At 68.3% G+C, this 21,375-nt stretch carries 21 protein-coding genes; 8 read left to right on the forward strand and 13 right to left on the reverse strand.

Features of this window, described 5'->3' with window-relative positions; translation table 11 throughout:
- The first annotated feature begins 51 nt into the window (after positions 1–51).
- Positions 52–657, forward strand: coding sequence for a TetR/AcrR family transcriptional regulator (locus ACFWUR_RS19585; protein ID WP_378908624.1), 606 nt, complete (start codon positions 52–54; stop codon positions 655–657).
- Here ACFWUR_RS19585 and ACFWUR_RS19590 read toward each other — a convergent pair.
- Genes ACFWUR_RS19590 through ACFWUR_RS19620 form a run of 7 tightly spaced genes read right to left on the reverse strand, consistent with a single transcriptional unit; the run spans position 627 to position 8,128 of the window.
- Complete coding sequence (locus ACFWUR_RS19590; RefSeq protein ID WP_378908626.1) at positions 627–1,067, reverse strand: NUDIX domain-containing protein; 441 nt, start codon at positions 1,065–1,067, stop codon at positions 627–629. The two genes, ACFWUR_RS19585 and ACFWUR_RS19590, sit on opposite strands and share 31 nt — an antisense overlap.
- A gap of 42 nt (positions 1,068–1,109) precedes the next feature.
- Positions 1,110–2,303, reverse strand: coding sequence for a lipid-transfer protein (locus tag ACFWUR_RS19595; RefSeq protein WP_378908627.1), 1,194 nt, complete (start codon positions 2,301–2,303; stop codon positions 1,110–1,112).
- A complete protein-coding gene (locus ACFWUR_RS19600) occupies positions 2,300–2,722 on the reverse strand; it encodes a MaoC family dehydratase (RefSeq protein WP_378908629.1) in 423 nt (140 codons plus the stop codon). Before ACFWUR_RS19600 ends, ACFWUR_RS19595 begins: the two co-directional genes overlap by 4 nt.
- 52 nt (positions 2,723–2,774) lie before the next feature.
- The gene (locus ACFWUR_RS19605) at positions 2,775–3,758 is read right to left on the reverse strand and encodes a bifunctional MaoC family dehydratase N-terminal/OB-fold nucleic acid binding domain-containing protein (RefSeq protein WP_378908630.1); all 984 of its coding nucleotides are present in this window, start codon (positions 3,756–3,758) and stop codon (positions 2,775–2,777) included.
- Positions 3,759–3,772: 14 nt separating this feature from the next.
- Entirely contained in the window at positions 3,773–4,936 is a 1,164-nt protein-coding gene (locus tag ACFWUR_RS19610) for an acyl-CoA dehydrogenase family protein (RefSeq protein ID WP_378908632.1), read from the reverse strand.
- Positions 4,921–6,000 (reverse strand): acyl-CoA dehydrogenase family protein, encoded by a 1,080-nt coding sequence (locus tag ACFWUR_RS19615; RefSeq protein ID WP_378908633.1) that lies wholly within the window; start codon positions 5,998–6,000, stop codon positions 4,921–4,923. The genes ACFWUR_RS19610 and ACFWUR_RS19615 overlap by 16 nt, the downstream gene beginning before the upstream one ends.
- Positions 6,001–6,004: 4 nt before the next feature.
- Positions 6,005–8,128: an acyl-CoA dehydrogenase family protein gene (locus tag ACFWUR_RS19620; protein WP_378908635.1), complete on the reverse strand. Its 2,124-nt coding sequence runs from the start codon at positions 8,126–8,128 to the stop codon at positions 6,005–6,007.
- A gap of 146 nt (positions 8,129–8,274) precedes the next feature.
- On the opposite strand from ACFWUR_RS19620, the gene kstR reads away from it, so the two are divergent.
- The 7 genes from kstR (at position 8,275) to ACFWUR_RS19655 (ending at position 16,625) form a co-directional block, all read left to right on the forward strand.
- Positions 8,275–8,889 carry a cholesterol catabolism transcriptional regulator KstR gene (gene kstR, locus ACFWUR_RS19625; RefSeq protein WP_378908636.1) on the forward strand — a complete coding sequence of 205 codons (615 nt, stop codon included), beginning with the start codon at positions 8,275–8,277 and terminating at the stop codon, positions 8,887–8,889.
- Between the two features lie 344 nt (positions 8,890–9,233).
- A complete protein-coding gene (gene otsB / locus ACFWUR_RS19630) occupies positions 9,234–11,819 on the forward strand; it encodes a trehalose-phosphatase (RefSeq protein ID WP_378908637.1) in 2,586 nt (861 codons plus the stop codon).
- Between the two features lie 188 nt (positions 11,820–12,007).
- Positions 12,008–12,892, forward strand: a complete 885-nt coding sequence (locus ACFWUR_RS19635; RefSeq protein WP_378908639.1) for a metal ABC transporter solute-binding protein, Zn/Mn family — start codon at positions 12,008–12,010, stop codon at positions 12,890–12,892.
- A gap of 8 nt (positions 12,893–12,900) precedes the next feature.
- Positions 12,901–13,743, forward strand: coding sequence for a metal ABC transporter ATP-binding protein (locus ACFWUR_RS19640; protein ID WP_378908640.1), 843 nt, complete (start codon positions 12,901–12,903; stop codon positions 13,741–13,743).
- Positions 13,743–14,609, forward strand: a complete 867-nt coding sequence (locus ACFWUR_RS19645; RefSeq protein WP_378908641.1) for a metal ABC transporter permease — start codon at positions 13,743–13,745, stop codon at positions 14,607–14,609. The genes ACFWUR_RS19640 and ACFWUR_RS19645 overlap by 1 nt, the downstream gene beginning before the upstream one ends.
- 22 nt (positions 14,610–14,631) lie before the next feature.
- On the forward strand, positions 14,632–15,807 hold the full coding sequence (locus tag ACFWUR_RS19650; RefSeq protein WP_378908642.1) for an acyl-CoA dehydrogenase family protein: 1,176 nt from the start codon (positions 14,632–14,634) through the stop codon (positions 15,805–15,807).
- 14 nt (positions 15,808–15,821) lie between these two features.
- Entirely contained in the window at positions 15,822–16,625 is an 804-nt protein-coding gene (locus tag ACFWUR_RS19655) for an enoyl-CoA hydratase/isomerase family protein (protein ID WP_378908644.1), read from the forward strand.
- A 3-nt stretch (positions 16,626–16,628) separates the two neighbouring features.
- On the opposite strand, the gene ACFWUR_RS19660 is transcribed toward ACFWUR_RS19655, so the two are convergent.
- From ACFWUR_RS19660 to carD, 6 genes are all read right to left on the reverse strand, one after another.
- Positions 16,629–16,907, reverse strand: a complete 279-nt coding sequence (locus ACFWUR_RS19660; RefSeq protein ID WP_378908645.1) for a DUF4190 domain-containing protein — start codon at positions 16,905–16,907, stop codon at positions 16,629–16,631.
- Positions 16,908–16,957: 50 nt separating this feature from the next.
- Positions 16,958–17,947: a 23S rRNA (guanosine(2251)-2'-O)-methyltransferase RlmB gene (gene rlmB, locus ACFWUR_RS19665; protein ID WP_378908646.1), complete on the reverse strand. Its 990-nt coding sequence runs from the start codon at positions 17,945–17,947 to the stop codon at positions 16,958–16,960.
- A 94-nt stretch (positions 17,948–18,041) separates the two neighbouring features.
- The gene (gene cysS / locus ACFWUR_RS19670; protein WP_378908648.1) at positions 18,042–19,427 is read right to left on the reverse strand and encodes a cysteine--tRNA ligase; all 1,386 of its coding nucleotides are present in this window, start codon (positions 19,425–19,427) and stop codon (positions 18,042–18,044) included.
- A gap of 134 nt (positions 19,428–19,561) precedes the next feature.
- Positions 19,562–20,029: a 2-C-methyl-D-erythritol 2,4-cyclodiphosphate synthase gene (gene ispF, locus ACFWUR_RS19675; RefSeq protein ID WP_378908650.1), complete on the reverse strand. Its 468-nt coding sequence runs from the start codon at positions 20,027–20,029 to the stop codon at positions 19,562–19,564.
- The gene (ispD, locus tag ACFWUR_RS19680; protein ID WP_378908651.1) at positions 20,026–20,787 is read right to left on the reverse strand and encodes a 2-C-methyl-D-erythritol 4-phosphate cytidylyltransferase; all 762 of its coding nucleotides are present in this window, start codon (positions 20,785–20,787) and stop codon (positions 20,026–20,028) included. Before ispD ends, ispF begins: the two co-directional genes overlap by 4 nt.
- A gap of 10 nt (positions 20,788–20,797) precedes the next feature.
- Positions 20,798–21,286 carry an RNA polymerase-binding transcription factor CarD gene (gene carD / locus ACFWUR_RS19685; RefSeq protein WP_019044685.1) on the reverse strand — a complete coding sequence of 163 codons (489 nt, stop codon included), beginning with the start codon at positions 21,284–21,286 and terminating at the stop codon, positions 20,798–20,800.
- Between the last annotated feature and the right edge of the window lie 89 nt (positions 21,287–21,375).

The raw sequence follows: 21,375 nt of genomic DNA on the forward strand, positions 1-21,375 counted from the left end.
TCCTCTACAGTTGTAGAGGATGGACGTCGTCGACGGCCAGGAGAGGTGACGATGTCCACAGACCGGCGGGACCAGATCGTGGTCGGCGCTATCGAACTCATCGCGACACGGGGGGTCCGCGCACTCACCCACCGCGCACTGGACACCCAACTGGCCTTGCCGCCGGGTTCCACCTCGTACTACTTCCGCACGCGACAGGCCTTGATCGAGGCGGTCGCGGAAGGGATCACCGCTCGATCACGCGCGGATTTCGTTGCCGCACAGCCCGACTCCCCGCCCGGCCGGCCTCCGGACCCCACCCAGGTGGCACGCGATGTCGCCGACTGGCTCGATCACCTACTCGCCCATCGCCGTCACGAGTTGATCGCCAGGCACGCCCTGATCATCGAGGTCATGTCCGATCCGCCACTGCACGCTCGCCTGGCAGGCAGCTTGTTCTCCCTGGACCGCGCGAGCGAGCTGTTCGCCGCCCTCGGCGCCGCCGAGCCCCGCACGTCGGCCCACGACTTCCTCGCACTGCTGGAAGGGCTCGTCTTCGATCGCTTCGCGGGACTGCGCGCGGGTGCGACCGGCGACATCGATCAGCTCGCCCGACCGCTGGCCGACTTTCTGACAAGTGGTCGCAACTATCGGCCCTGCCAACCGAATTCGGAATAGGTAGCGGCCGAATTCAACGCGGCCAATCCGAGCGCGGAATATTCGATCAGGTCGGCGGGCAGATCGGCCAGCGGGAACCATTGCAGTGCATAGCATTTGTCAGGTTCTCGATTGAAAGGTTCACCGCGCCAGCTTTCGGTGCGAAAGAACAGCCCGAGCCGCGAAACCAGGCCCGGCGCGGTGACGTGGGCAACGTGGAACAGAGCCAACGCGGCGGGATCGATGTCGACCCCGACCTCCTCCGCCGCTTCGCGCACGGCAGCCGCCGCCACCGATTCGTCGGCTTCGAGTTTCCCCGACGGCAGGTGCCAGCGGTGATCGAACGCGTCGCCGCTGCGGCGCAGGCTCAGCAGCACCTGGTCAACGCGGATCAGCAGGATGTGTACGTCGACCAGGTGGCAGGGAGTCACCCGGCCGAGCGTACGAGAACGGACCGGAAACGGTCACCCGGGTTACGAGGTGAGAACCAGTCCGGAGGTGGGGACGCCGGTGCCCGCGGTGACCAGGATCCGCTCCAAGGCGTCCACCTGGTTGACGGAGGTGCCCCGAATCTGGCGGACCGCTTCGGCGATGCCGTTCATGCCGTGGATGTAGGCCTCGCCGAGCTGGCCGCCGTGGGTATTGAGCGGGAGGCGACCGCCGATCTCGATGGCACCGTCGGCGATGAAGTCCTTGGCCTCGCCACGGGCGCAGAAGCCCAGTTCCTCGAGCTGCATGAGCACGAACGGGGTGAAATGGTCGTAGAGGACGGCAGCCTGCATGTCGGCGGCGGTCAGGCCGCTCTGCGCCCACAGTTGGTCGCCGACCAGGCCCATTTCGGGCAGACCGGTCATGGCGTCGCGGTAGTAGCTGGTCATGACGTACTGGTCGGTGGCGCTGCCCTGGGCGGCGGCGGCGATGATCGCCGGGCGCTGCGCGAGATCGCGGGCGCGCTCGGCACTGGTGACCACGATGGCCACGCCGCCGTCGGATTCCTGGCAGCAGTCGAGCAGGTGCAGTGGTTCGGCGATCCAGCGCGAGTCCTGGTGCTGCTCCAGGGTTATCGGCTTGCCGTAGAAGAAGGCATGGGGGTTGACCGCGGCGTGCTTGCGATCAGCGACGGCGACGGCGCCGAAATCAGCGCTGGTGGCGCCGGTGACGTGCATGTACCGGCGCGCGACCATCGCCACCTGCGCGGCGGGCGTGCCCAGACCCTGCGGGTAGGCCCACCCCGCGTCGATCCCCGACGACGTGGGCGCGGCGGCCAGTGCCGGGGAGAACTGACCGAAGCGGGCGCCGGAGCGCTCGTTGAACGCCCGATAGGCGACCACCACATCGGCGACCCCGGTAGCCACCGCCATGGCGGCCTGCTGCACGGTCGCACACGCCGCGCCGCCGCCATAACCGATGTGGCTGAAGAACTTCAGGCTCGGAATACCGACGGCCCTGGCGACGGCGGCCTGGGTGTTGGTGTCCATGGTGAAGGTGGTCAGGCCGTCGACATCGTCGGGGGTGAGGCCGGCGTCGGCGAGAGCGGCGCTCACCGCCTCCGCGGCCAATCGCAATTCGCTGCGGCCGGAATCCTTGGAGAAATCGGTGGCACCGATACCGACAATGGCGGCGCGGCCGGACAGACCGGCGGAATCGCCCCGGGCTGTGGTGCTCATTTCGACTCCAGATCGGGGATCGCGATAACAGCGGTGGCGGTGATGTGCTCGCCGAGGCTGTCCTTGCCGTGCACATCGATGGTGAGGCGGGCGCCGTCGATCTCGGTGACCGTGCCGGAAAGGGTCAGGGTGTCACCGGCGTACAGGGGGACGCCGAGCCGCAGGGCGATGGACTTCACCCGCGCCCGAGGGCCTGCCCAGTCGGTGACGAAGCGCTGCACCAGACCGGTGTCGGTGAGGATGTTGACGAAGATGTCGCTCGACCCGCGCTCGACCGCCTTGTCGCGGTCGTGGTGCACGTCCTGGAAGTCCCGCGTGGCCATGGCCGTACTGATGACGAAGGTCGGGTCGGCGTGGATCACCAACTCCGGCAGAGTGGTTCCCACCGCGACGGTGGCGAGTTCGACGGTGGGAGTCATCGGGGCGTCCTTTCCCAACGGGCGGAGCGGGTCGGCGATGCGGCGGCGGTCATCACACGGCCTGCCAGTACGGCAGTACGGTGCCGTCGGCGAGCTTTTCGAAGGCGGCGCGCACCGGCAGGTCGATGGCGACCTCGGCCGGGTCGACGCCGCGCAGTTCGCCGAGCATCCGCACACCCTCGTCGAGTTCCACCAGGGCGACCACGAAGGGCAGATCGCGGCCGGGCACCTTGGGCGCGTGGTGCACGACGAAGCTGAATACCGTGCCGGTGCCCGCGGCGACCACGTAATCGGTGGTCGCCGATTTGTCCTGCCACAGTGCGGGAACGGGCGGGTGACGCAGCGTGCCGTCGGGCAGCCGCTGAATCCGCAGTTCGCCGACTTCGGTCCCTGCCCAGAAGAACTCGGTGTCACGCGAGATGACCGGGCCGACACGACCGGCGGGCGCGATGGTCGCCGGAGTCTGCCCGTCCACCGTCGTACCGGATTCAGCGGTCTCCGCCTCGGTAGCGGCGGCGACCGGCACGAACTTCAGAATGCGGAAGAGCATTTCGGTGACGACTTCGTCGCCGACCGACCAGGTGGTGGTGAAGGTCAGGAACCAGCCGTCACCGAGTCCGGTTCGCTTGGGGCCCTTGAACTCCGAGAGCCTGCTGGTCACCGTCACCTGCTCGCCCGGCTCCAGGTAGCGGTGGTAGGTCTGCTCACAGTTGGTGCCGACCACGGAGGTGTAGCCCGCGTCGTCGAGCAGTTGGGTCGCCAGGCCGAGTGGGTCGTCGGCGGTGCGCACCCCGCGCAGGCCGTTCATCGTCCACACCTGAGCCATGGCGGGCGGGGCGACGATGCCGGGATGACCTGCCGCCCTGGCGGCTTCGGCGTCGACGTAGATCGGGTTGGTGTCGCCCAGCGCCTCGACCCAGTTGTTGATCATCGGCTGGTTCACCGGGTCGCGGCCGGCGCGCGGCGCCGACTGCCCGGCCGCCGACAGTTTCGCCAGCGCTTCCGCAATGCCTTCGGGGGTGATGCTGTCCGGCACGCGCCGCTCCTTGTTCATCGGGGGACGCGCGGGAGATCCAGGCCCGCGGTGGCGACCAGTTCACGCATGATCTCGTTGACGCCGCCACCGAAGGTGACGACGAGGTTCTGCTTGGTGCGCCGGTCGAGCCAGCCGAGCAGGTCGGCGGTGCCGGGCTCGGCCGGGTCGCCGAAGCGGCCGATGATCTCCTCGACCACACGACCGGCTTCCTGCAGCGATTCGGTGGAGAAGATCTTGGTGGCCGAGGCGTCGGCGATCACCGCGTTCTGGGCCGCCGAGTCATCGGCGGCGGCGACCTGCCAGTTCAGTAACTCGTTGAGCCGCACCATGGTTCGCACCCGCCCGAGCGCGCGACGGACCTCCGGCTCACCGAGCAGGCCGTGCTCCGCGGACCAGGCGCGCAGGCGGTCGTAGAGCTGTTCGATCTTGCCCGACGGACCGAGGCTGACGCGCTCGTGGTTGAGCTGGGTGGTGATCAGCCGCCAGCCGCGGTTCTCCTCGCCGACCAACATGTCCGCGGGTACTCGGACGTCGTCGAAATAGGTGGCGTTGGTGTGGTGGGCGCCGTCGCAGGTGATGATCGGGGTCCAGGAGTAGCCGGGATCCTTGGTGTCCACGATGAGGATCGTGATGCCGCGGTGGCGGGACTCGACCGAACCGGTGCGGCACGCCATCCAGACATAGTCGGCTTCATGGGCGCCGGTGGTGAAGATCTTCTGCCCGTTGACGATCCAGTCACCGTCGCCGTCGCGCACCGCGGTGGTGCGCAGCGCGGCGAGGTCGGTGCCCGCCGACGGCTCGGAGTAGCCGATGGCGAAATGGATGTCGCCGGAGAGGATTCCGGGCAGGAACTTCTTCTTCTGCGCGTCGGTGCCGTACTTCTGCAAGGTGGGCCCCACGGTCAGCAGGGTGACCAAGGGCAGCGGAACATCCGCGCGGACAGCCTCGTTGAAGAAGATCTGCTGCTCCATCGGGCCGAAACCCTGGCCGCCGAACTCCTTGGGCCAGCCGACCCCGAGCCAGCCGTCGCGACCCATCCGGCGCACCACCTCGCGGTAGGCGTCGCCGTGCCGGTCCACCGCCATCGCGGCGGCTTCCGCCGGGGTGACGAGTTCGGCGAAATAGGAACGCAATTCTTCGCGCAACCGCCGCTGTTCGGCCGTCAGATCGATGAACATCTTGCTCCCAGAAGGTCGAGCCGCAGACCCGCACCGCCGAGAAGCCGGGCGAGGTCTTTGGCCTGCGAGTAGTACCGATGCATCGGGTGGGTGATATCCACGCCGAGTCCTCCGTGCAGGTGGTGACATTTCTGCATGGCGCGCGGAACTTCGGCGGCGGCCCAATAGGCGAGCACGTCGAGGTCCTCGTCGACGCGGTGCTGGTGCTCGGGCGAGGCATCGGGCTGTGCCAGGGCCCAACAGGCCGACTCCGCCGCGACGTGCAGGGTGCGCGACACCACGTACAGATCAGCGATCTGCTGGGCCACGGCCTGGAATTCGGCGAGCGGCCTGCCGAACTGTTCCCTGGTGCGTACGTGCTCGGCGGTGAGGGTGATCGCGCCCTTCAACAGGCCGTCGGCCATCGCGCCGATGCACGCCAGCGCGTGGCGGTGCAGCACGGGCAACGCGTCGGGCAGCAGTTGGTCGGCCGGGATCTCGACATCGTCGAGGACCAGCGTCGCCTCCGGGATGCCCGCCGAACCGGTGACCGGGATGATCTCGACTCCCGGCGCCACCGAATCGACCAGTGCCACACCGATATCGGTGGGCACCAGAATCCAGCGCGCTTGCGCGGCGTAGATCACGCCGGTCTTGCGGCCGGTGATCCGCACCGTCTCGCCGTCGCGCACAGCCTTGGTGGTGGGCGCGGTGGTGAACGGCGCGCCCGGTTCGTTGAGCGCGGCGGTGAGCACGATGCCCTTACCGACCTCGGCGAGCACCCGCTCGGCCACCTCGTCGGACAGCACGCCCAACAGCGGCAACACACCGAACCCGAAGGTCGGCAGTGCGGGCACCGCCGCGGCATCGGTGGCCAGCTCCATGAGCATGGCCGACACCTCTAGCAGTCCCATGCCGTCGCCGCCGAATCGTTCCGGCACCGGCACGGCGAGCAGACCGGAGTCGATCAGGCTCGGCCACAGGGCCATATCCCTGGCCGACTCACGTTCGAGCAGGCTTACCACTACCTCGGCTACGGCGTCGGCGCTTTCGTCGCGGGTGAAATCCACGGCGTCCTCCCTCATCGAGCTAACTGTCCGCATCGCGCGGCAGGCCGAGAATCCGTTCGGCGGCCACGGTCAACAGGATCTGCTCGGTACCGCCCGCGATCGACAGACACCGGGTAAGCAGAAATTCTTTCAGAGCGTCGCTGTCCAAGGAACCTTCTTGGCCGACAAGTTCCAGCGCGTATTCCGCCAGCTCCTGCCGATGCCGGACGCCGACCAGTTTGCGGACGCCCGCTTGCGCGCCCGCGTCGACGCCCGCCACCGTCGCCACCGCGATTCGCTGTTCCAGCAATGATCCAGCAATCGAAGAGGTGATCAGTGCGCCGAAACGGTCCTCACGCAGTTCTGTTCCCCATCCGCCGGCCGGGAAACGGTCGAGCAGGGCTTCGAGCGCGCCCCCGATACCGCCGCCGCCCATGGCGACCCGCTCGGCCGACAGCGTGGTGCGCGCGATCTTCCAGCCGTTGTTCAGCGCGCCGACCAAACAGTCGTCGGGCACGAACACGTCATCGAGGAAGACCTCGCTGAACCGGTCCTCGCCGGTGATCTGCACCAGCGGCCGCACCTGCACGCCCGCGGCGCGCATATCGACCAGGAAGTAGCTGATGCCGCGATGTTTGGCCGCCGACGGATCGGTGCGGGCCAGGCAGATGCCCCAGTTCGCGGTGGAGCCGAGCGAGGTCCATACCTTCTGGCCGCGCAACACCCAGCCACCGTCGACCTTCTCGGCGGTGGTGCGCAGGGCGGCGAGATCGGAGCCTGCGCCGGGTTCGCTGAACAGCTGACACCAGATGACCTCGCCGTGCAGGGTCGGCCGGACGAAGCGTTCGATCTGCTCCTCGGTGCCGAAACGCAGCAGCGTCGGTACGGCCCAGCCCGCGACAGCGAGGTCGGGGACCGCCAGGTCGGCGCGGCGCAGTTGTTCGGCGATCTGCAGGCAGGTCATCGGATCGGCAGCGCGACCGTAGGGCCGCGGCCAGTGCGGCATCACCAGGCCCGCCTCCACCAGCGCCCGCGCCCGATCCGCCGGGTCGAGGGCGGCGATGGCGGTGATCTCGGCCACCAGCTCGGTGTCGACGGCGGCGTCGCCGAGCACCCGTTCGGCGCCGGTGGTGCGGCGCTGACCGTCCCTGGTGAGCTCGGCCACGCGGGCACGCCAGCGCGCCGATCCGCCGAGGAGCTGGCGCAGCGAGCTCGCCCGGCGCAGGTAGAAGTGCGCGTCGTGCTCCCAGGTGAAGCCGATGCCGCCGAGCACCTGAATGGCGTCCTTGGCGTTGTCGACCGCGGCGTCGAGGGCCACCGACGCGGCGACGGCGGCGGCGATCGGGAGCTCGTCGCCACCGGAGTCGATCGCGGCGGCGGCGTCGGCGGCGACCGCGCGGATCAGCTCGGTGCGGCACAACATCCAGGCGCACAGGTGCTTGATCGCCTGGAAGCTGCCGATGGGCTTGCCGAATTGTTCACGGACACGGGCATATTCGACGGCAGTGCGCAAGCACCAGCCGGCCACGCCCGCCAGCTCGGAGACCGCGAGCGCCACGAAGAGGTCGGTGACGTCGGCCGTCGGCGCGAAGCCGTGATCCGCGGCGACGGCCACCTGGTCGGCCTGCACACGCGCCAACGGCACGGTGTGGTCGCCCGGCGACAACGGCGTAATCGCCACCGCCGCGGCGTCGATCAGCAGCCAGCGGGTGCCGTCGATGGTGTTGGCGGGTACCAGGACCTGCGTATCGGCATCGGCGCCGTACACGAAATCCCAAGTGCCGGTGACACTCCAGCCCGTATCGGTGGCCGCGGCCTTCGCGGTCGGCTCGTGGCCGGGTACCGCGACCGCGCACGGGGTGCCCTCGGCGAGCGCGCCCTCGGTGATCAATCCGGCCAGTGCGGTGGCGAGCACCGGCCCACCGACGAGATCGTCGCCGGTCTGCTCGAGCATGACCGCGAGGTCGGCGACCGTTCCGCCGAGCCCGCCATTGTCCTCGGACAGCGCGACTTCGAACAGCCCGAACTCACCGAGTGCGGGCCAGTAGTCGCGCCAGGCACCCGAACCGCCTGTCCGCATTGTTTCAATCGGCGCGACCGTACTCGCCCAGCCCCGCAGCGACGCCGCGACGGCTTTATGCTCGTCAGTGGTGGCGATGGTCACAAGAAGATCCGCCCTTCCGGCGTGGTTCCCACTCCTAGAACATGTTCTAATATCTGGGCCGGGCATAAGTCAAGAGCGCTACACTCGCTCCACGCTTTTCGCGCGGCTCAGCCGACGAAATTCCACGAAGCGAAAGGGTTTCCACGATGGACAGTCCCGCACCAACGCCCACCGTGACAACGCTGTCCGAGGAAGAGCTCAGCTCCAGCGCACAGCGCGACCGGCGCAAGCGCATCCTCGACGCAACCCTCGCGCTGGCCTCCAAGGGTGGCTACGACGCCGTGCAGATGCGGGCGGTCGCCGAACGCGCCGATGTCGCCGTCGGCACCCTCTACCGCTACTTCCCCTCCAAGGTGCACCTGCTCGTTTCGGCGCTGGCCAGGGAATTCGAGATGTTCGAGGGCAAGCGCAAGCCACTACCCGGCGACGGACCATCCGAGCGAATGCACGGCCTACTCACCCAGATCACCCGGATGATGCAGCGCGATCCGCTGCTCACCGAGGCGATGACGCGCGCGTTCATGTTCGCCGACGCCTCCGCCGCCGCGGAGGTCGATCGGGTGGGCAAGGTGATGGACCGCGTCTTCGCCCGGGCGATGAGCGACGGCGAACCCGACGACCGTCAGCTCGCCATCGCCCGCGTCATCTCCGACGTGTGGCTGTCCAACCTCGTGGCCTGGCTCACCCGGCGAGCCTCCGCGACCGATGTCACGGAACGACTGGAGCTCACCGTCGACCTGTTGCTGGGCGATCGCGGATAACCCAGCAACCCGGCATACCCCAGGGCGAAACCATTACAAATCGCCCACCACTGTTGACACGCGTCGGCTGTGCGCCTTCCAGTAGGAAGATGCATAGCCGACGTCGCATATGCGAAACAGCGCATCTACCGGGCCCGCGCGCCTCGCCGATGCGCCCGCGTACCCGGTGAGCTCGGCAAACCCGGCGGTCGGTACCGAACCGACGGTCCAGAATTTGCCGTGCGGTCGCGAGCAAACGACCCACTCGGGTGTTCACAACCCGCCGCGCCGCTCGCGCGCCAGAATTGACGCAGTATTGTTTTGCGCGCCCCCTGATCAACTCCTCCCATCACTAGGTTGGATGCGTGAGCGCACAGGAACTGCCCTTGGATGTCCGCCGTGCACTGGCGTCGGTTGCGCGCGTGCCACGGCTCTTGGTTGCCTCGGACTACGACGGGACAATCGCCCCGATCGTGTCCGACCCGGCGAAAGCGTTTCCCCAGCGGGAATCGGTGAGCGCGCTACGCGCGCTGGCGGGGTTGGCGAACACTACCGCGGCGGTGATCTCCGGCCGGGCACTACGCGACCTGGCCGCGCTCTCGCGCCTGCCGGTCGAGGTGCAGCTGATCGGTAGTCACGGCTCGGAGTTCGACGTCGGCTTCGTGCATGCGATCGACAACGACGCCAAACAGCTACTGACAGAGATCAATTCCGCGTTGTCGAAGATCGCCGCCGACAACCCGGGCGTGACCGTCGAGATGAAGCCGGCCAGCGCCGCGCTGCACGTGCGCAATGCCAGCCCCGAAATCGGTAGGCGCGCATTGACTTCGGTGCGCCAGGGCCCGGCGTGCTGGGTGGGCGTGCAGGTGACCGAGGGCAAGGCGGTGATCGAGCTCGCGGTGATCCCCACCGACAAGGGCACCGCGCTCGACACCATCCGGCATCAGGAAAGCGCTTCCGCCGCAGTGTTCTTCGGCGACGACGTGACCGACGAGAAGGCCTTCCGAGTGCTGTCCGGGCCCGACGTCGGCATCAAGGTCGGCGAGGGCGAGTCCATCGCCAAACTGCGCGTCGACACCACCGAGGACGTGGCGCGCGCGCTGGCGTTCCTGGTCGAGGAGCGGCGCACCTGGCTGGCCGGAGCGAGCGCGCCGCGGATCGAGCGGCTGAGCATGTTGGCCAGCCCGCGCTCGGTCGCGCTGCTCACTCCCGACGCGACGGTCACCTGGTTCTGCCATCCCGAACCGGATTCGGCGGCGGTGTTCGCGCATCTGCTCGGCGGCGCGGCGGCAGGCCACTTCTCGGTGGCGCCGGAGCGGCCGAGCCTGCCGCTGTCGCAGCGGTATGTGGACGGCACGATGACGGTCGAAACACGGTGGGCCAGCTTGCAAGTGGCCGATTATCTGCCGCACGACGTCACCCCCGATCGCACCGATCTCACCCGGGTGATCACCGGCAGCGCGAAGGCCGTTGTCACCTTCGCGCCGCAGCCGGAATTCGGCCAGGTGCCGGTGCGCATGGAAGCCGTGCGTCACGGGCTCCTGGTGAGCGGCACCAACGATCCGATGGTGCTGCGCTCCCCCGGCGTCGAGTGGGAGATCCTGTCCGACGGGACCAACGAGCAGGCCCGCGCGGTGGTCGATCCGTCGATCGGCCCGGTCGTCCTCGAATTGCGTTGTGGAACCGCCGATCTCGCACCCTCGATGACGCCGGAGACCCAGCGTCGCCAGCTCGCCGAGCAGTACTGGTCGCAGTGGGCGGCCGGGTTGCAGTTGCCGCCGCTCAAGCCCGACCTGATGAAGCGTTCGGCGCTGACGCTGCGCGGGCTGGTGCATCGCCCGTCGGGGTCGATCCTGGCCGCGGCGACCACCTCGCTGCCCGAGGACATCGGCGGCGTGCGCAACTGGGACTACCGCTACTGCTGGCTGCGTGACGCATCGCTCACCGCGCAGGCACTGGTGACGCTCGGCTCGCTCACCGAGGCCGAGGAGTTCCTCGGCTGGGTGCACAAGGTGCTCGACACCCTGCCGGGACCGGAGCGCCTGCACCCGCTGTACACGATCTACGGCGAGACCCTGCCGCCCGAAGCCGTGATCGACCTGCTGCCCGGATACGCCGGGTCACGCCCGGTGCGCGTGGGCAACGCGGCCAACATGCAGGTGCAGCTCGACGTGTTCGGGCCGATCGTCGACCTGATCACGTCGATGGCGCACGAACGTGAGCGCCAGGGCATCACCGCGGCCGCCAAGGTCCTGCCGGACGCCGACTGGGAACTGGTGCACGCGATGGTGTCGGCGGTGCAGCGTCGCTGGACCGAGCCCGACCACGGCATCTGGGAGATCCGCGGCAATCCGCGCCACCACGTGTACTCGAAGGTGATGGGCTGGCTCACCATCGACCGCGCCCTGACCCTGGCGGAGCGCTTCGATCGTGTCGCCGATCCCGACTGGGTGACGCTGCGCGACACGATCGCCGACGAGGTGAAGGCGAAGGGCTGGAACGACGAGGTCCAGTCCTACACCGCCGCCTACGACGGCACCGATCTGGACGCGGCCACCCTGCACATCGGCCTGAGCGGCCTCATCGACCCCGCCGACCCGCGCTTCGCCGCGACGGTGGTGGCCACCGAGGCGGAACTGCGCAGCGGTGCGACGGTGTATCGCTACCACCACGACGACGGACTGCCCGGCGGCGAAGGTGGGTTCCACCTGTGCGCCGCCTGGCTGGTGGAGGCCTACCTGCTGATCGGCAGGCGCTCCGACGCCGAGGCGCTGTTCACACAGCTCGTCGCCGCCGCGGGCCCCACCGGTCTGCTCAGCGAGGAATACGACCCGGTCGCCGAGCGTTCCCTCGGTAATCATCCACAGGCCTACAGCCACCTCGGCCTGCTGCGCTGCGCCCAACTGCTCAGCCAGCAGATCCGCCTTCCCGTGTCCCTCGGCCAGATCTAGGCGCGAGGACCGTTGGGTCCGGGCCGGCGTTCTCCATGGGGGACATCGGCCCGGGCCCGGCGAGTTACCCGTGTGTTCACGAGATCACCTGGCTCGTTACCCGATCCGCAAAGGTCCTGCTAATCTAAAACGGTAACGATTTCCATTATGATCTAGAGCTTGCTCGCCAGTATCGCCAGGAGTGCCGCGTGAACCCACGATTCGCCCGCTTGTTTGCCGGTCTCACCTCGGGCGTGGCGGCCGTCGCCGTCCTCAGCGCCTGCGGCACCGGCTCCACCGATTCCGAGACCCCCCAGATCGTGGCCTCCACCAATGTGTGGGGCTCGGTCGCCGCGGCCGTCGCCGGGCCGGACGCGCAGGTGAGTTCGATCATCAGCGATCCCGCCGCCGACCCGCATTCGTTCGAGACCTCGGCCACCGACACCGCCAAGATCAGCGATGCCGATCTTGTGGTGTTCAACGGTGGGCACTACGACGAGTTCATCGAGAAGGCCATCTCGGGCAAGGACAAGCGGACCGTCGAGGCGTTCGAGGCGCGCACGGACAAGAACGACGAGAACGAGCACGTCTGGTACGACGTGACCACCGTCGCCGCCGTGGCCGACCAGATCGCCGTCGAGCTCGGCCAGGTCGACACCGCGCACGCCGGCGCCTACACCGAGCGCGCGGTCGCCTTCAAGAATCAGCTGATCGGCATCAGCACCATCACCGGCACCATCGCCACCCAGACGCCGAACGCGCCGGTCGCCCAGTCCGAGCCGCTCGCGCACTACCTGTTGCAGGCCGCGTCCGCGCAGGACAAGACCCCGCACGAGTTCCAGGAAGCGATCGAGCAGGAGACCGACCCGGCCCCCGCCGCCGTCGCCGCCACTCGCGACCTGATCACCGCCAAGCAGGTCAAGGCGCTGATCTACAACACCCAGACCGAGGACAAGATCACCCAGGACCTGCGGGCCACCGCGCAGTCCTCTGGCATCGCCGTGGTCGAGGTCACCGAAACCCTGCCCGCCGGCATGGACTACATCCAGTGGCAGACCGCCAACGCCAAGGCGCTCGCCGCCGCACTGCGCTGAGGACGCCGATGACCGAGGCAACCGCTCTGTCGGAGACGATCACCGCTTCGGACGCCGCCGACGCGGCGATCCGCTTGCGCGCGGCGACCATGTCCTTCGGTGACCGCACCCTCTGGCGTGATCTCGACCTCGACGTACGACCGGGCGAGTTCATCGCCGTCCTCGGACCCAACGGCTCGGGCAAGACCTCGCTGCTGCGCGTACTGCTCGGCACGCTCGCGCTGAGCTCGGGCAGCGCCCAGATCGCGGGGCGACGGGCCGGAGTGGGCAATCCGGGCATCGGCTACATCCCGCAGCAGAAGACCATCGACGCCGGAGTGCAACTGCGCGGGGTCGATCTGGTGGGGCTCGGGGTGGACGGACACCGTTGGGGCATCGGCAGACGCGGTCGACGCAGCCGGGCCGAGAAGGTCGACGACGCCATCGCCGCGGTGGGTGCCGGGTCGTTCGCGCACGCGCCGCTGGAGACGTTGTCCGGTGGCGAACAGCAGCGACTGCGGGTCGCGCAGGCGCTGGTCGGGGATCCGTCGGTGCTGTTGTGCGACGAACCGCTACTGAGCCTGGACATGGCGAATCAGCGACTGGTCGCCGAACTGGTCGACAGGCGCCGCCGCGAACACGACACCGCGGTGCTGTTCGTCACGCACGAGATCAATCCGATCCTGCCGCTGGTGGACCGAGTGCTGTATCTGGTCGACGGCAGTTTCCGCATCGGTACCCCCGACGAGGTGATGACCTCGGAAACCCTCTCGGAGCTCTACGACACCGAGGTCGAGGTGTTGCGGGTGCGCGGGCGGCTGGTGGTCGTCGGGACCGGCGACGACATGGACGCGCTCGGCGGAACCACCTGATGGAAAAGCTCACCAAGGTGTTCGAGCAGATGTTCGATTTCGGCACCACCGCGAACCTGCTCGGTTACGACTTCGTGCAGCAAGCGTTGCTGGCGAGTGCGCTGTTGGGGTTGCTGGCCGGGTTGATCGGGCCGCTGATCGTCGCCAGGCAGATGTCGTTCGCGGTGCACGGGACCAGCGAGCTGTCGCTGACCGGTGCGTCGGCGGCACTGCTCGTCGGAGTCGGAGTCGGTTTCGGGGCGATCGCCGGTTCGGTGGTCGCGGCCGTGCTGTTCGGGTGGCTGGGTTCTCGTGCGCGCGAACGTGATTCGGTGATCGCGGTGGTGCTGTCGTTCGGGCTCGGGCTGTCGGTGCTGTTCCTGTGGCTCGCGCCGGAGCGAGCCGGGTCGAAGTTCTCGCTGCTCACCGGACAGGTCGCGGGCGTCGGTTACGACGGGCTCGCGCTGCTGGTCACCTGTACCGCGGGCGTGCTCGCCGTGCTGGCCGTGGTGTATCGGCCGTTGCTGTTCGCCAGCGCCGATCCCGAGGTCGCGATCGCGCGGGGGGTGCCGGTGCGGGCGCTGTCGGTCGTGTTCGCGGTACTGCTCGGCATCACCGCCGCGTTCGGCGTGCAGATCGTCGGCGCGCTGCTGGTGCTCGCGCTGTTGATCACCCCCGCCGCGGCGGCCGCGCAGGTGACCTCGAGCCCGATGCGGGCGACGGTGCTGTCGGTGATCTTCGCCGAGGTCGCCGCGGTCGGCGGACTGCTGCTGTCGCTGGCCCCCGGGGTTCCGGTGTCGACCTTCGTCACCACCATCTCGTTCAGCATCTACCTGGTGTGCCGGGTCGTCGGACATCGCAATCGGCAACTCGCACACGCGCGCTGAACCGATAGAACACAATCGGTTCATGATCGATTTCTCTGTGCCGGACGATCTCGCCGCCCTGCGTGACCGGGTTCGCCACTTCGTCGACGAGCAGATCGTGCCGTTCGAACGCGACCCGCGCCTCACCGCGCACGGCCCGACCGACGAACTGCGGGCCGAACTCGTCGAACTGGCCCGCGCCGAGAAGCTGCTGACCGTGCAGGCGCCGGTCGAATACGGCGGGCTGGGACTCGGTCACGTCGAGCAGGCGCTGGTGTACGAGGCGGCGGGCTGGTCCACGCTCGGACCGGTCGCCATGAACTGCGCCGCGCCCGACGAGGGAAACATGTTCCTGCTCGGCAAGATCGCCGATCCGGAGCAGATCGACCAGCATCTGATGCCGATGATCAGGGGTGAACAACGTTCGGTCTTCGCGATGACCGAACCCGGTGGGGCCGGATCCGATCCCGGGCAGCTCAGCACCGAGGCGGTGTTCGACGGCGAGAACTTCGTGATCAACGGTCTCAAATGGTTGATCACCGGCGCCGACGGCGCCAAGACCTGGATCATCATGGCGCTGCTCGCTGAGAACCCGTACCTGCCCGCGGGACCGACGCTGTTCATCACCGAGGGCGACGCGCCGGGCATCGTGATCGAGCGGATCATGAACACGATGGACCGCAACTACGTCGGTGGGCACGCGGTGGTGCGGTTCGACAACCTCACGCTGCCACCGACCGCCGTGCTCGGCCGCACCGGACAAGCCCTGCGGTACGCGCAATTGCGGCTCGCGCCCGCCCGGCTCACCCACTGCATGCGCTGGCTCGGCGCGGCCGCACGCGCGCAGTCCATCGCGCTGGACTACGCGCGTACCCGCACCGCCTTCGGCAAGCCGATCGGCGAACACGAGGGCGTGTCGTTCATGCTCGCCGACAACGAGGTGGCGCTGCACCAGTGCAGGCTGACCATCTGGCACGCCTGCTGGCTGATGGACCAGGGGCAGCAGGCCCGGCACGAATCGTCGATGGCGAAGTCGTATGTCTCCGAGGAACTGTTCAAGGTCACCGACCGCTGCGTGCAGGTGCTCGGCGGAATCGGGATCAGCGACGAGACCGTCGTGGAGATGTTGTTCAGGGATATGCGCGCGTTCCGACTTTACGATGGGCCGACAGAAGTCCATAAGTACGCGATCGGCAGACACTTGCTGGCCGGTCGCTAGTACGATTCGGTCCCATGAGTTCGGAATTGCTCGTCGATGTCGAAGGGGGCGTCGCTGTACTGACGCTCAACCGACCAGCCAAGCAGAATGCCGTCACGGCGACGATGGCGGCCGAGCTGAGCGCGGCGCTACGCCGCTGCGATATCGAGGACGCGATCCGCGCCGTCGTCATCACCGGCACGCCACCGGCGTTCTGCGCGGGCGCGGATCTGGCCGCGCGCGGTGGCGACGTGAGCGCGACCCTCGATCCGCCGCCCTGGCAGGTTCGCAAGCCGGTGATCGCCGCGGTGAACGGCCACGCGGTCGGCATCGGGCTGGCCCTGGCCCTGCAGTGTGACCTGCGGTATTTCGCTCGCGACGCGGTGTACGGACTGAACCAGGTGCGTCGCGGGGTGCTGGCCGACGGGTTCGCGCACTGGACGGTACCCCGGCTGGCCGGGCTGGCCAACGCCGCCGACATCATGCTCACCGGGCGCACGTTCGACGGTGACGAAGCCAAATCGCTCGGGCTGGCCAATGCCGCCCTGCCCGCCGACGAGGTGCTGATGACCGCGCTGGCGGTGGCGCACGACATCGCCACCGGAACCGCTCCCCTGCCGGTCGCGCTGACCAAGCGGCTGATCTGGGAAAGCCTCGGCATGACGCCCACGGTGGTCGGGCAGCTCGAATCCGAGCTCAACGCGCAGGTTGCCAAGAGCGTCGACGGTGGCGAGGCGATGGTGGCGTTCAAGGAGCGGCGCCCACCGAACTGGACCGGCAGCGTCAGCGACGAATGGCCGGCCTGGGACGCTCCCGGTGAGCGCCCGAGCCTGGACTGAGCCTCAGAAGTTCCCGTTGCAGGAACCGGCCAGGTACAGCAGCGCGAACATCAGCATGAGAATCGTGCCGACGATGCCCGCGATGTAGCCGATCACCACCTGGGATCGGCCACTGAGCCCACCGTAGGAGGCGTCGATCTCGTTGAGCGCCCGCTTGCCGAGCACCCACGCGACCGGCCCGAAGACCCCGCAGCAGAACGGGCTGAGCAGGCCGAGCACAAGGATCATGTTGGCCTGCGGGTGCTCGACCGTCTCACCGATCGGCTGATTAGGGATCGCCACAGCACGAATTGTACGGTGACAGAGCAGTTTTGCCCGTCAACCGCGCGGACTCAGCCCAGACGGCGCTGCCTGGCGATGTCGGCGAGCACCACACCGGCCGCGACCGAGGCGTTCAGCGACTCGACCGGGCCCGCCATCGGGATGCTCAGGATCGAGTCGCAGTTCTCGCGCACGAGGCGCGACAGGCCCTTGCCTTCGGAACCGACGACGACGACCGTCGGGACGCTGCCGTCGAAATCGTCGAGGGTGGTGTCGCCGTCGGCGTCGAGGCCCACGATCTGGATGCCGTTGGAGGCCCAGTCCTTGAGGGTACGAGTCAGATTGGTCGCCCTCGCGACCGGCAGCCGGGCGGCGGCGCCGGCACTGGTACGCCATGCCACCGCGGTGACGCTCGCGCTGCGCCGCTGCGGGATCACCACACCCTGCCCGCCGAACGCGGACACCGAGCGGATGACGGCGCCGAGGTTGCGCGGGTCGGTGATGTTGTCCAGGGCGACCAGCAGCGCGGGCTCGGCGGTGGACTTCACCCGGTCCATCAGGTCGTCGGGGTGGGCGTAGCGGTACGGCGGCACCTGCAGGGCGACACCCTGGTGCATTCCGTTGGCGCTGAGCCGATCCAGATCGGTGCGCGGCACCTCGAGGATGGAGATGCCCATGTCGGCGGCGCGCTGCACGCTCTCCGACAGGCGGTCGTCGTTCTCGGTGCCGACCGCCACGAACAGGGCGGTGGCGGGCACGTCGGCGCGCAGGCACTCGAGCACCGGGTTGCGGCCGAGGACCAACTCGGGTCCCTCGTCGGACTTGCGGCCTACGCGCGGCACACCGGACTTGCCGGTCGGACGACCCTGTGCCGCATTGGCTTTGGCTTTCTCGGCGGCCCTGGCCCGCTTGGCGGCGGGGTGCTTGGTACGCGCGACGGCGGGCGGGGTCGCACCCCTGCCCTCCAACCCGCGGCGATGCTTGCCACCGGAACCGGCGACCTGCCCCTTCTTGGTGCCGCCCTTACGTACTGCTCCGCGTCGCTGTGAATTTCCTGCCATCAGTTCGCCTTTCCGCTCATGCCTGCGCCTCGCTGGCGCTCGGCTGCGGCATGCGCGCCGCGCCCTGACACATCGATCCGCTCGATCCGCTCGCTCATGCGCCCAGCGACCATTCCGGTCCCTGCGGGGTATCGGTTACCTCGATACCCGCGGCGATGAGCCGATCGCGTGCGGCATCGGCTTCTGCCCAGTTCTTGTCGGCCCGCGCGTTCGCCCGGCGATCCAGCTCCGTGCGGATGAGTACGTCGAGCGCGTCGATCGCCGCCGAGTTGTCGGCGGCGGTGTACCAGTGTTCGTCGAGCGGGTCGACGCCGAGAATTCCCAGCATCGCCCGCACCTGTCCGGCCAGTTCGGTCGCGGTCTCGACCGCACCCGATTCCAGCGCCCGATTGCCCTCGTGCACCACGTGGTGGATTTCGGCGAGCGCCTTGGGAATCGCCAGATCGTCGTCGATCGCGGCGGCGAATCCGTCGGTCCATTTACCGACCGGCACCTCGCCCGCCCGATCCAGCACGCGCCGCACGAAGGCTTCGACGCGCTGATACGAGGCGACCGCGTCGTCGAGTGCCTTGTCGGAGTATTCGAGCATCGAGCGGTAATGCGCGCTGCCCAAGTAGTAACGCAATTCTACGGGGCGCACCCGGGTGAGCACATTCGGCACCGAGAGCACGTTGCCGAGCGACTTCGACATTTTCTCCCCGCCCATCGTCACCCAGCCGTTGTGCAGCCAGTAACGCGCGAAACCGTCGCCTGCCGCTTTGGACTGGGCGATCTCGTTTTCATGGTGCGGGAAAATCAAATCCATTCCACCGCAATGGATATCGAATTCCGGACCGAGATAGAACTCGGCCATCGCGGAGCATTCCAGATGCCAGCCGGGGCGACCGGGACCCCACGGCGACGGCCAACTCGGTTCGCCGGGCTTGGCGGCCTTCCACAACGTGAAGTCGCGGGGGTCGCGTTTGCCGCGGGTCGGGGTTTCGCCCTGGTGCACGTCGTCGAGGCGGTGGCCGGACAGCTCGCCGTAATTCGGCCAGCTCATCACGTCGAAGTACACATCGCCGTCGGCGGCGTAGGCGTGGCCGCGCTCGATCAGGCGCTGCATCAGCTCGACCATCTGGGTGATGTGACCGGTGGCGCGTGGTCCGGCCGAGGGCGGCAGTACGCCGAGGGTCTCGTAGGCGTTGTCGAACGCGCGCTCATGGGTCGCTGCCCATTCCCACCACGGCCTGCCCGCTTCGGCGGCCTTGTTCAGGATCTTGTCGTCGATATCGGTGACATTGCGGATGAACCGCACGTCGTAGTCGTGCGCGAGCAACCAGCGCCGCAGGACGTCGAAGGCGACGCCACTGCGCACGTGACCGATATGCGGCTGCCCCTGCACGGTGGCCCCACACAGATACACCGAGGCACGGCCGGGGACCAGCGGGGTGAATTCCCGCATGGTCCGCGTGTCGGTGTCAAAAAGGCGCAAGGTCACGGCATTCGATCCTAGTCGGTGGGATGGTCTCGGAGTCGACCGGCCGGAGCGTGGCTCGTCCCGATCGGCGGACGTTGGATTTCGGTGGGGTCGACCCCACAGTGCGGGAAGAAAGATTCAGCGGCCCTTACGGGCTACGAACACGCTGCGATCAGACAGGTGGCGATGGCGGCGACACCCTCGCCGCGACCGGTCAGACCGAGACCGTCCGTCGTGGTGCCGGACACCGAAACAGGGGCGTCGAGCAGTTCGCCGAGTACTTTTTGCGCCTCGACGCGACGCGGGCCGATCTTCGGGCGATTACCGATCACCTGCACCGCGGCGTTCACGACTTCGAAGCCCTCTTCGGCCAGCAGCCTGCGGACCTCGGTGAGCATGGCGGCGCCGGTGACACCGGCCCATTCGGGGCGGCCGACGCCGAAGACAGCGCCCACGTCGCCCAGGCCGGCGGCGGAGAGCAGGGCGTCGCAGAGGGCGTGAGCGGCGACGTCACCGTCGGAGTGGCCCGCGCAACCGTCGGCGTCGGAGAACAGCAGACCGGCCATCCAGCAGGGTCGTCCCGGCTCGATGGGGTGCACGTCGCTGCCGATTCCGACTCTCATCGGGCCACCGCCTGCTCGACGGAGGACACGTCGACGTCGGGGCGTCCGGCGGCCGGGCTCTCGTCGCCCTCGGCGAGGAGCGCCTCGGCCAGGCGTAGGTCGAGGGGGGTGGTGATCTTGAACGCCAGCGGGTCACCGGCGACCGTGTGCACGGCGACACCGAGCCGTTCCACCAGGCCTGCGTCGTCGGTGGCGCCGACATCGGTGGCGTAGGCGCGGCGCAGCAGGTCGGCGGCGAAGCCCTGGGGGGTTTGGATGGCGCGCAGGTGGGCGCGATCGGGGGTGCCGGTGACGATGCCCGCGTCGTCGACCGATTTCACGGTGTCGACAACGGGTAGCGCCGGGACCACGGCCTGGCTGCCCGCCTGCAGCTCGCCTGCCACCCGCGCGATCAGTTGCGGTGGCGTGAGCGCGCGTGCGGCATCGTGCACGAGGTAGAACGCGGCGTCGGGCGCCGCGGTGATGCCTGCGCGCACCGAATCGGTGCGCTCGGCGCCGCCCACCACCACCTGCACCGGCACAGGGGGCATCGAACCGCCGGTCAGCGAGGTGGTGGTGGACAGCAAAGAGGTCGCGGCGTCGACCAGGTCGGCGGGCACGATCACGACAACCCGGTGCACCGCACCGGACGCGATCAGACCGTCGACGGCCAACCGGACCATAGGTGTACCGCCGACCGAGACGAACGCCTTCGGGGTGGGTTCACCCAGGCGTACGCCGCGACCGGCGGCAGGGACCAGTGCTACGACAGGTCGCACTTGTTTATTTCTAGGATGCCGCGGCGAGGACCTCGTCGAGCAGCGATTCAGCCTTGCCGTCGTCGGTGCCCTCGGCGAGCGCGAGCTCACCGACGAGGATCTGACGAGCCTTGGCGAGCATTCGCTTCTCACCGGCGGACAGGCCGCGGTCCTGCTCACGACGCCACAGGTCACGAACCACTTCGGCCACCTTGTTCACATCGCCGGAGGCGAGTTTCTCGAGGTTGGCCTTGTAACGGCGGGACCAGTTGGTCGGCTCCTCCGTGTGTGGCGCGCGCAGCACCTGGAAGACGCGGTCGAGACCTTCCTGGCCGACGACGTCACGGACGCCGACGTATTCAGCGTTCTCTGCGGGAACCCGAACGGTCAGGTCGCCTTGCGCGACCTTCAGGACCAGATACTCTTTCTGCACACCCTTGATGGTGCGGGTCTCGATTGCTTCGATCAGCGCCGCTCCGTGGTGGGGGTAAACGACGGTGTCTCCGACCTTAAAAATCATGTGTCCCGTGCCCCTTTCGATGTTCACAGTTTAACATGCGACTCGATAACGGCGCGATCAACTGTGCAGGTCAGGGCCACAACGAGGCC

The sequence above is a fragment of the Nocardia sp. NPDC058633 genome (assembly GCF_042717045.1).
Classification (GTDB): domain Bacteria; phylum Actinomycetota; class Actinomycetes; order Mycobacteriales; family Mycobacteriaceae; genus Nocardia.

Coding starts and splice junctions, on each gene's coding strand:
- ACFWUR_RS19585 (WP_378908624.1), top strand. CDS start 52: ATGTCCACAGACCGGCGGGACCAGATCGTGGTCGGCGCTATCGAACTC.
- ACFWUR_RS19595 (WP_378908627.1), bottom strand. CDS start 2,303: ATGAGCACCACAGCCCGGGGCGATTCCGCCGGTCTGTCCGGCCGCGCC.
- ACFWUR_RS19600 (WP_378908629.1), bottom strand. CDS start 2,722: ATGACTCCCACCGTCGAACTCGCCACCGTCGCGGTGGGAACCACTCTG.
- ACFWUR_RS19610 (WP_378908632.1), bottom strand. CDS start 4,936: ATGTTCATCGATCTGACGGCCGAACAGCGGCGGTTGCGCGAAGAATTG.
- ACFWUR_RS19615 (WP_378908633.1), bottom strand. CDS start 6,000: ATGAGGGAGGACGCCGTGGATTTCACCCGCGACGAAAGCGCCGACGCC.
- kstR (WP_378908636.1), top strand. CDS start 8,275: ATGGACAGTCCCGCACCAACGCCCACCGTGACAACGCTGTCCGAGGAA.
- ACFWUR_RS19640 (WP_378908640.1), top strand. CDS start 12,901: ATGACCGAGGCAACCGCTCTGTCGGAGACGATCACCGCTTCGGACGCC.
- ACFWUR_RS19645 (WP_378908641.1), top strand. CDS start 13,743: ATGGAAAAGCTCACCAAGGTGTTCGAGCAGATGTTCGATTTCGGCACC.
- ACFWUR_RS19650 (WP_378908642.1), top strand. CDS start 14,632: ATGATCGATTTCTCTGTGCCGGACGATCTCGCCGCCCTGCGTGACCGG.
- ACFWUR_RS19655 (WP_378908644.1), top strand. CDS start 15,822: ATGAGTTCGGAATTGCTCGTCGATGTCGAAGGGGGCGTCGCTGTACTG.
- rlmB (WP_378908646.1), bottom strand. CDS start 17,947: ATGGCAGGAAATTCACAGCGACGCGGAGCAGTACGTAAGGGCGGCACC.
- ispF (WP_378908650.1), bottom strand. CDS start 20,029: ATGAGAGTCGGAATCGGCAGCGACGTGCACCCCATCGAGCCGGGACGA.
- carD (WP_019044685.1), bottom strand. CDS start 21,286: ATGATTTTTAAGGTCGGAGACACCGTCGTTTACCCCCACCACGGAGCG.